This window comes from Bradyrhizobium sp. MV1.5 (genome assembly GCF_055807615.1).
The window spans coordinates 127,904-135,850 of the sequence record NZ_JBVVPL010000015.1; the positions used below are offsets into that span (position 1 = coordinate 127,904).

7 protein-coding genes are annotated in these 7,947 nt (G+C 60.5%); 2 read left to right on the top strand and 5 right to left on the bottom strand.

Features of this window, described 5'->3' with window-relative positions:
• Position 1: 1 nt before the first annotated feature.
• Together AC0L2J_RS16865 and AC0L2J_RS16870 are read left to right on the top strand one after the other, a co-directional pair.
• On the top strand, positions 2–1,717 hold the full coding sequence (locus AC0L2J_RS16865; RefSeq protein ID WP_473392194.1) for a tetratricopeptide repeat protein: 1,716 nt from the start codon (positions 2–4) through the stop codon (positions 1,715–1,717).
• A 262-nt stretch (positions 1,718–1,979) separates the two neighbouring features.
• The gene (locus tag AC0L2J_RS16870) at positions 1,980–3,461 is read left to right on the top strand and encodes a type IV secretory system conjugative DNA transfer family protein (RefSeq protein WP_473392197.1); all 1,482 of its coding nucleotides are present in this window, start codon (positions 1,980–1,982) and stop codon (positions 3,459–3,461) included.
• Positions 3,462–3,464: 3 nt separating this feature from the next.
• Here AC0L2J_RS16870 and AC0L2J_RS16875 read toward each other — a convergent pair whose 3' ends face one another.
• The 5 genes from AC0L2J_RS16875 to AC0L2J_RS16895 all read right to left on the bottom strand — a co-directional run bounded on the left by AC0L2J_RS16875 (position 3,465) and on the right by AC0L2J_RS16895 (position 7,439).
• Positions 3,465–4,601 (bottom strand): hypothetical protein, encoded by a 1,137-nt coding sequence (locus tag AC0L2J_RS16875; RefSeq protein ID WP_473392202.1) that lies wholly within the window; start codon positions 4,599–4,601, stop codon positions 3,465–3,467.
• 75 nt (positions 4,602–4,676) lie between these two features.
• Positions 4,677–5,855 (bottom strand): MobQ family relaxase, encoded by a 1,179-nt coding sequence (gene mobQ, locus AC0L2J_RS16880; protein ID WP_473392204.1) that lies wholly within the window; start codon positions 5,853–5,855, stop codon positions 4,677–4,679.
• Positions 5,856–6,136: 281 nt separating this feature from the next.
• On the bottom strand, positions 6,137–6,625 hold the full coding sequence (locus AC0L2J_RS16885; protein ID WP_473392208.1) for a hypothetical protein: 489 nt from the start codon (positions 6,623–6,625) through the stop codon (positions 6,137–6,139).
• Complete coding sequence (locus AC0L2J_RS16890) at positions 6,622–7,200, bottom strand: DUF6879 family protein (protein ID WP_473392211.1); 579 nt, start codon at positions 7,198–7,200, stop codon at positions 6,622–6,624. Before AC0L2J_RS16890 ends, AC0L2J_RS16885 begins: the two co-directional genes overlap by 4 nt.
• Positions 7,200–7,439, bottom strand: coding sequence for a hypothetical protein (locus AC0L2J_RS16895; protein ID WP_473392215.1), 240 nt, complete (start codon positions 7,437–7,439; stop codon positions 7,200–7,202). Before AC0L2J_RS16895 ends, AC0L2J_RS16890 begins: the two co-directional genes overlap by 1 nt.
• Positions 7,440–7,947: the final 508 nt, after the last annotated feature.

The window sequence follows — 7,947 nt, forward strand, 5'->3', positions numbered from 1 at the left end:
CGTGCGCCAGGTGACCGTTCAACGGAAGGAGGACCCGGAAGCGCTGCTCATTGTGGCTACCGGAGTGCCTTCCAGCCCGGTGAAACGTCCGACCTTCCGTATCAGAAATTCAACGACCAAGTTCTACCTGGCTCCAGAAGGCTACCAAGCGGCTATCCATGAATTTTCGTGGGATATGTTGCGCGAGGACGAGAGGCTGAGCTTTTCGGGCCCATACCAGCAGTTCAAGTGGGCAAGTGCTGACGATCCGCTTTTGTTTGAGATTCCTGCGGTAGGTTATTCGACTAGGTTCAATCTTCCGCCGGAGCCAGAGCCAGCAAAGCCCCAGGAGACGCAGCCGTCTTACGAAGCACCGAAACCGGAGGATATCCCAACAAAATCTGACGATTCCTACATTGAATCGAAAAATCTGCATGTCGACGAAGAGTTGGCCACCACGATCAAGTCGGAAGAGGCAAATCGTTATTCTTTGCGATCGGCTAGCACGCCAACTGTTTGGCTGATCGTGATGGCGCTGTTGGCTCTCGGCTCACTAGCTTTCGGCGGGTGGAAGACGTTCGAGGCGTCGACCTTGAAGGTCGAACTTGCAAGTGTGAAGGCTCGGCATGAAACTGCTGCCGCGGCGCTTGAAAACGCGAGAGGCTCGTTGTCCGCGGTCACATCTGAACGCGACAAGGCACGGCAAGCATTGACCGCCGCGTCGTCGGAGAAGCTCCAATTGGCCAACTCCATCGCGGTACGGGAGCTAGAGCGCGATACTGCGCGCCGGCTAGCCGAGACCTCGTCTGCTGACTTCGAGCGCGAGAAGAAGGCCCACCAAGGGACGCGCGACCGACTGGCCGAGGTGCAGAAACAACTCGAGGCCGGCACGGGGGCTATGTCGGGGAACCAACAACTGGCTGGGTCCGTCGCCACCCTTGAACTAGAGCGCAATGCCGCACGCAGAAAAGCCGAGGTCTCGTCGGCAGACCTCGACCGCGAAGAGAAGGCCCACCAGGCGACGCGCGACCGACTGGCCGAGGTGCAAAAGCAACTCGACGCCGAACGAGCTGTTCCGAGATCCGCACCTGCTCCGCCTGTGCAGACGCCGGGGGGACAGTCGACACCCCAGCCGACATCACAGGCTAACGCGGCGCAGACGGTGCAAAGCTCTCCCTCCGCCACCCAGGGCGCCGGTGTGACGGACTGCGACCGGCTTGCCGCCAATCCCAACGATCGACGCAGGGTATCGGCTGACCTGGGTGTAAAGTGGCCCGATCTCAAGCGTAATGCGGCAGCGGCCATCGAGGCGTGCGGCCAAGCCCTGACTTCGTATCCTTCGGAGCTACGCTTTTACTACCAACGCGCGCGAGCATTCGACGCGGCGGGAAATCAAGCTTCCGCCAAGTCCCTGTTCGACTATCTCATGACGGTTAATTACCCGGCAGCTTTTGACCATGGTGGCCAGTATTTTGCCAGACAAGGCAAGTGGCAGGAGGCGGAGCCATACTTCCGCAAAGGTGCGGCATTGGGCGACCCTGATGCAATGATTTCTCTCGCGGATGCTATGCGCGCGGGAAAGCTTCCGGCCAAGACACTTGGAGAGGACACAGATCTTTATGATCGCGCGGCAAGCCTCGGGCACAAAGGCGCACAGGCCGACGTCGAGCAGAGACGGGCCGGCGCTGCCATCATCAGGGATGTAGGCGGTGCAATTCTGCGAAACCTGCCACGTTAAGCGACGGCAGACGCCCATTCCGGGGTGTCGGTGACGGCAGGCCCACCGCAGTCGCGGCAAGCGGCGTCAAGGGCGGGTCTTTGCCCGCTCGTTCAACCCTTGACGCCCGCACGGCCGCGGTAGCACCGCATACACTCGTTTGTCCGACATATGATCACGCGGGAGCCGGATTTCGCAGAAACAGATGCTTGCATAGACCGATGATCGCATACTGCCGGCGACTGCTTGGTTGTCCTGGAGAGAATATGTAACAGTTCAGGCAATGGAGGTGGTTTGGGTGTTGCTGCGAATAACCTTGTTCGCCGTCCGGCTTGGCATTCGCGCACTCATTCTCCTGATGTCCTTCATCATCATGCTTTGGCGCTGGGGCGGCCTCAATCCGGGCGGAGCCCTCGGCTCCGCAAGGTTCGCGAACCGATGGGAACTGTTCTGGTCCGGCGTGCGACGCGGACAAGGACCCATTGTCGGCCGGACAGGCCGTTCTTTTTTGCGCTTCAACAGGGACGGGATGATTGCGGTGTTTGCGCCGATGGGCGCCGGTAAGGGTGTCGGCGTTGTCATCCCGAATCTGCTCGACTATTGCGGGTCGATCGTCTGCACCGATATCAAGGGCGAGAACAGTGCGATTACGCGCCGCCGTCGGATGAAATTCGGCAAGGTGCGGATCCTCGATACCACCGATCCCCACGCGTCCGATCGCTTCAACCCGCTGGACATGATCCGCGTGGATGGGCTCCACGAGAAGGACGACGCCGAGGCGCTGGCGCGCCTGATGGTCATCCCCGACGCCAAGGAGTCGCATTGGGACAGCAAGGCCGAAGGCCTGCTCACCTGCCTGATCCTGCACGTGGTGCGGCTTGAGCCGCCCCTGCGCACCATGGCCCAACTGCGCACGCTCTCGACGCTTCCGCCGGAAACCCTCAAGGAGCTGCTGCACACAATCGCCAGCAGCGGCACGCGCGCCGCGCGCGAGCTGGCCGGCAGCTTCCTCGCCATGGAAGGCAGCGAGGAATACCGCAGCGTGCTGTCCAACGCGGAGAAAGCCACCCGCGTCTGGTCCTCGGCAAGCCCCGCCGGCGAAATCAGCACCTCATCGACCTTCCAGCTCAGCGAGCTGGTGAGCGAGGTGTCCACCATCTACCTCATCGTCGACGAGGAGAAGCTCTCGGTCTACGCGGGATTCCTGCGCGTGATGGTGGGTTGCGTGATCAACACGCTGACCCGCGGCAAGAACCTGCCACGGCCCAAGAAGAAGGTCTTGCTGCTGCTCGACGAGGCGGCTGCCCTCGGCAGCCTTGAACCGCTCGAGCGCGGGGTAGGGTACTTGCGTGCCTACTGCACCCCCCTTCTCGTCTTCCAGGACATGAGCCAGCTGCGCGAGCTCTATCGCCGATCCGGCTCGTTTCTGGCCAACGCCACCTGTAAGGTCTTCTTCAACGTTGCCGACCTGGAAGCCGCGAGGTTCGTTTCCGAGATCATCGGCCAGGCGACTTCACTCTCAAAGAACCAGGGCACCTCGCGGTCCAACATGGACATGGTGCGCGAGCAGCAGTCCATGGGACTGTCGGAGACCGGCCGCTGGCTGCTGGACCCGTCCGAAGTGTTGCGCCTGCCGGGCAGGCGCTCCCTGGTGCTCTATCGCAGCGACATCCTGCGCTATCCGGTCCTCGCCTCGAAGGTCAACTACCGCTCGTGGCGGCATTGGCGCTGGTGGGGGAAGTTCGACCGCTGGCGGCCCACCTAAGCTTTAGCGCGTCTCCTTGGGTACATACTTCTCAACGGCCTTCGCATAATTCCGGGCCCGGGCGGCATCAGCATCGGTAAGGGTGTGGCCAAACAGGCTTTGGCTGACGTCCGCAATCTGGCGCATCCCAGCGTCGTCATACATTTCGATGAGGCCGACCAGGGGCCGCATGCGCCACCGGAAGGTGCGGTCGTCTATCCACTTGGTGACCGGGCCGACGAGCTTGCCGGCCTTGGTCATGTCGTGCGCGATCATCGGTGCGACGGCTTCGGCAACCTTCTCCACGTCGCCCGCCAAGCTCAAGATGGTCGGCACATTGCGGACCATCTTGCCCATGCGCTGCATGTCCGCGTCCAGCTTCACCTTCTCGGTATAGCGCTGTTTGAGCGAGTAGTCGGGCGAGACGTAGAGTTCCCGAACGTCCCGGAAACGCCGCCGCAGCGGTTCGTACTGTTTCCTCTTGTCCAGGATGATTTGGCCCAGCTCGTCGAAGGTGCGGGCGTCTTTCAGCGTGTCCATGGCCAGGGGCGGAAGCGGAAGACTGTCAAGGTCGTGGATGGCATGCTCACTGCGGAAGCTGAGCATGGTCGCAGTAAGATCCGCGTAGGATTCTGCAAGCGACAGCTTCGCGGCATACAGCGCATTCCTTTCCGTCACGACCGTCGGAATCGCCAGGTAGATGGGGACGTGCCGGAACGGCAGGGTGAGGGTCTTGCCCAGCGTTTCCTCGAACATGAAGTCGGCCGGCAGCGTCGTCGCCGCGACCTGCGCCGTTATCGCGAGGTCCATATCGGCGGCGTCCCAGTAGTTCGCCTTGCCGACCCGCTCCATAAGTTCGGCCGAACGTGGCCTGGCAAAAATGGACTCCACCGCGCCCATCATGTTTTTCTCGTCCGCGCTCAGTGTGTAGAGGCGCAAGACGCCGGCTTCAGCAAGCGGCTCGAGGATCGGGGCGGCTCCTTTGCCGACCTTGGTCAGATCCAGCCCGTCATAAAGGATCGCAGCCTCGACGCCGGCGCACAAATCGAGAAAGTAGATGATGTCGAAATCTTCCTTGAGGCCTTCGAGGTCCGGGAAGCAGTCTTCGCCATTGATCAAAGCCGTGCCAATGTCGGCCGTCGCCTCATCTTGAGAGCTCATCGGCAGATCCTCGCGGAGCCTGTGCAAGCCTTAGTTTGCCACTTGAACTGTCAGTCGCCTAGGCATTGTTTTCCCTCAGTTCTGTTGCGAGCGTGACCGGGCCCTTACGTGAAGGTGCGTGAGATCCGGGCGCCGGTTCGTGGCGCGGTTTGACCAAACCGTGAAGCGAACAAGCTGGTTCTCACGCAAACCGAGCAACTCGAAGAACAACCGGTCGAGCTCCGCAATAAGCCGCTGAACTTGCGCCGCCCGCTTGCGGGCGTGCAGGGTTCGCTCCCAAGCCGACGCGCGGTCCTCGTGTGCATCAGTGAAGGTCTCCGAGTCGCGGATGCGGCTGGCGTAGTAGGCCTGCCGCGTCTTCAGGCGCGCGATGTGCCGTTGCGCCTTCGCGGCGGCCAAGCCGAACCGGCCGGCGTTGGCACGCAGGCGGCCGACGTTGTGGTCGGCGCGGCTGCCCTCGTCGAACTGCGTGTACGCTATCCTGCGGCGTTCCTTGCCGTCCGGCCTGCGGCGGACCGGCCCGGCGGCCTTGTCCCTACTGACGGGAGGTTGTTGGCGCACTGCCTTCCTCACCTTGGGGCCGACATGCAGCTCGGGAAGGCGTTCAAGCGTAACGGCACGAACATGGTCGCGCTGGGAGAGGGCGGACTCCCGTTGCGTGACGAGGCTGCGGTGGTCTACCCGCGCCTTGTGGCCCCTTCCCCGCAGAGCGTCGTTCTGATGGACCGCCCAAGCCTCGCGCCATTTTACCAGCATGGAGTCGCTGTTCCACGCGCGCGTCTTGACCCGCCGGAATCCCAGAGGGCCCGCCTGCCGCAGCGTCAACAACAGATGCGCATGGAAATTCCGCGGGTCGTCCCCCTTCTCGGGCACGGGGGCGTGGACGGCGAAGTCCACCACCATGCCCTGGGAGATAAATTGCTCTTTCACGAACGCGCGCACCAGCGCCAGGCGTTCCTCGTGCGTAAGCTCATGAGGCAGCGCCATGTTGATTTCACGGGCGAGCTGCGCATCGCGGCGTACCTCAATCGCCTCCACGTGATTCCAGAGCGTCTCACGGTCTCCAAGCCACTCCGCACATCCATCGGGTAAGACGATCTCCTCGTGAACGACGCCGCGACGCCTGCTGTAGTCCGCGATTGTCCCGCGTCGATGGTCCTTGAGAGCCTGGCCCGCACGATACGCCGCCATCGCGACAACCGAGCGCCCTTCGGAGCGCTTCACCGGCTGTGCGGACAGATGGTAGGACGCCAACCTCTTGTCTTTTTCTTTGTTCCTTGTCGCGTAGCGACTCTTCCGGCCGCCGTGGCGGCCGCGCACCTATGTCGCGAAGCGATGTATAAGTGCGCCATTCACCTGGCGAAGCCTCTTAGGACTCCAGTCAGGTTGCAAGAAAACATCACTCCCTGACGCGAATTCGCGCATATCTCGCCCAGCGAGCCGATGTCGTTGGTCAGACAAATCGGCCGGGGGCAAGCCCCCGGACCCCCAAATCCAAGAGCCACTGCAACCAACTTGCAGACGCCACCTCCTATCTAGTTGTAGACGGAACGTCGCGCGTCCTCGACGAAGTTTACGAAATCTTTGTTATAGAAGGCTTTTCGCTCGTCCCAGAATTGCTGGACAAGTGGCGCTCGCAACGTCGAGCCTATATCCGCGCGGATCGCGGAGATATCCGCCAATTGCGCGGTCTTCTGCATTTCGTAGAAACACGTGAGATGCAGGAATAAGAAAGTCAGGAATTGCTGCTCGATGTCGCTCAGACTTCTGCCTCGGATAGATTCGCTTTCTGAAAAAATCCGATACAGGTCAGGCTTATCAAGCGCGATCTTCCAAACGTCTCGATGATACTGTGTCAGTTTGAGGTAGTTCTCGACCTCGCGAGATTGCTGGCTACGCCTAAGCGTGGCGATGCCGATTGAGATACTGGTGATGATGCCAAGGGTTTGGGCGAGCTGAAACCAATGCGCTTTCAGGCCTTCCAAGATATCGAAGAAAAAGCCAAGCCAAAAGGCCTGTGTCATGAACTTACGAGCCCAAAGGCGGAGCTGGTTGCCTTGATGAAGATGAAAAGCTTCTGCAGTTCGGCGATCGTGGGCACATCATCCGTCACCCATCCGCCGAGAAAGCGTCCGTCTGGATCATGGTCGTAAATCACGGCAAGCCGAGCGTCGAAAACCATGAAGTCGTGCTGCGCGTTCTCTCGGAAGAGAACGTCCACAGCAACAAGGTTCGCGATAAAAATCCGCTCACCTAGTCGTTGGTTGAACTTGTAGTGCTCGAATTCCCATCGGATATAATCGCTTGGAGGAAAAGCGACAGGTCGGCAGCGTATGAAGTCAATTCCCCGCTCTCGAAAAGATTCGTACAACTCCACGTCATCCGCGTGGGACGCGGGAATGAGGTGAAGTGCTTCTTCCCAATTGCCCCTTTTGAAAGCATCAAAGCTCGGGTTTCCGGGCTCTTCATAGGCCTGTCGCGTCTCGAGTTTGAGGATTTGGCTGGAAACCGAATCCCACATCGACGTGAACGCAGCAGAAAAGGCATCGCCCTTTAGATAAGGGAGATGCCGTACAATGTCGCGTGTTGAGCAAAACATCAGTCGAGACTTGTCAGGTCGCCTTTTGCCGCAAGCACGAGGTTTCGAGGGAGAACGACGATCTCCTCGTCGGGGCCGCAGGACGCTCCGCCGGGCAAATGTCCCTTGAGCACGGAGGTCTTTCTGATACCGATAACGGCGATGCTGCCGTCGTCCAGCTCCCAGATGTCGGGGCAATGCTTGATCCCCGTGGTGACGCCAGCAGCATGAATGTCAGGCCCGATGCGACGCTTGAACATCAAATCCTCCTCGTTGGTTTAATATGACTCCGAAGTTAGCGGATCCCTTTGGCCCAGGACGGCCACCGGTATTCTACCAAACGGAACGCTTGCTGGCGATGGGCAAACTTATTTTGCTGATGCCAGCACCTGTTTAGGCTGAAACGCATTGTTGAAGACGCAAGAAGTCCGATATAAATAGCTGCAACCGACAGAAGGGCCTGAAGCCAACTCATAGCAATCTCCCGCAATATCCGGATGTTACCTGCTAAATCTTTGGTTGCAAGTGGCTTCCAGATCGACGCCAGCATCAGCTTTGCCGACGCCGCGGAGAAGGCGCAAAGGCTCGAAGATGAAGCCTACGCCACCAAGATGCTCGATATGATTGATCAGACAAATCGGGCGGGGGGGAAGCCCCCCCCCCCCCCCCGTGGGCGGGGGCGGGGGGGGGGCCCGGGGGGGAAGCGGGGTGTGCCCGAGGGCCCCCCCCTGGGGCGGGGGTGGGGCAAACAAACAGGACCCCCCCCCC

Bases quoted from the DNA above. Each gene is read 5' to 3' on its own strand.
- AC0L2J_RS16890 (WP_473392211.1), bottom strand. From the start codon at position 7,200: ATGTTTTGCTCAACACGCGACATTGTACGGCATCTCCCTTATCTAAAG.
- AC0L2J_RS16885 (WP_473392208.1), bottom strand. From the start codon at position 6,625: ATGACACAGGCCTTTTGGCTTGGCTTTTTCTTCGATATCTTGGAAGGC.
- AC0L2J_RS16875 (WP_473392202.1), bottom strand. From the start codon at position 4,601: ATGAGCTCTCAAGATGAGGCGACGGCCGACATTGGCACGGCTTTGATC.
- AC0L2J_RS16870 (WP_473392197.1), top strand. From the start codon at position 1,980: ATGGAGGTGGTTTGGGTGTTGCTGCGAATAACCTTGTTCGCCGTCCGG.
- AC0L2J_RS16895 (WP_473392215.1), bottom strand. From the start codon at position 7,439: ATGTTCAAGCGTCGCATCGGGCCTGACATTCATGCTGCTGGCGTCACC.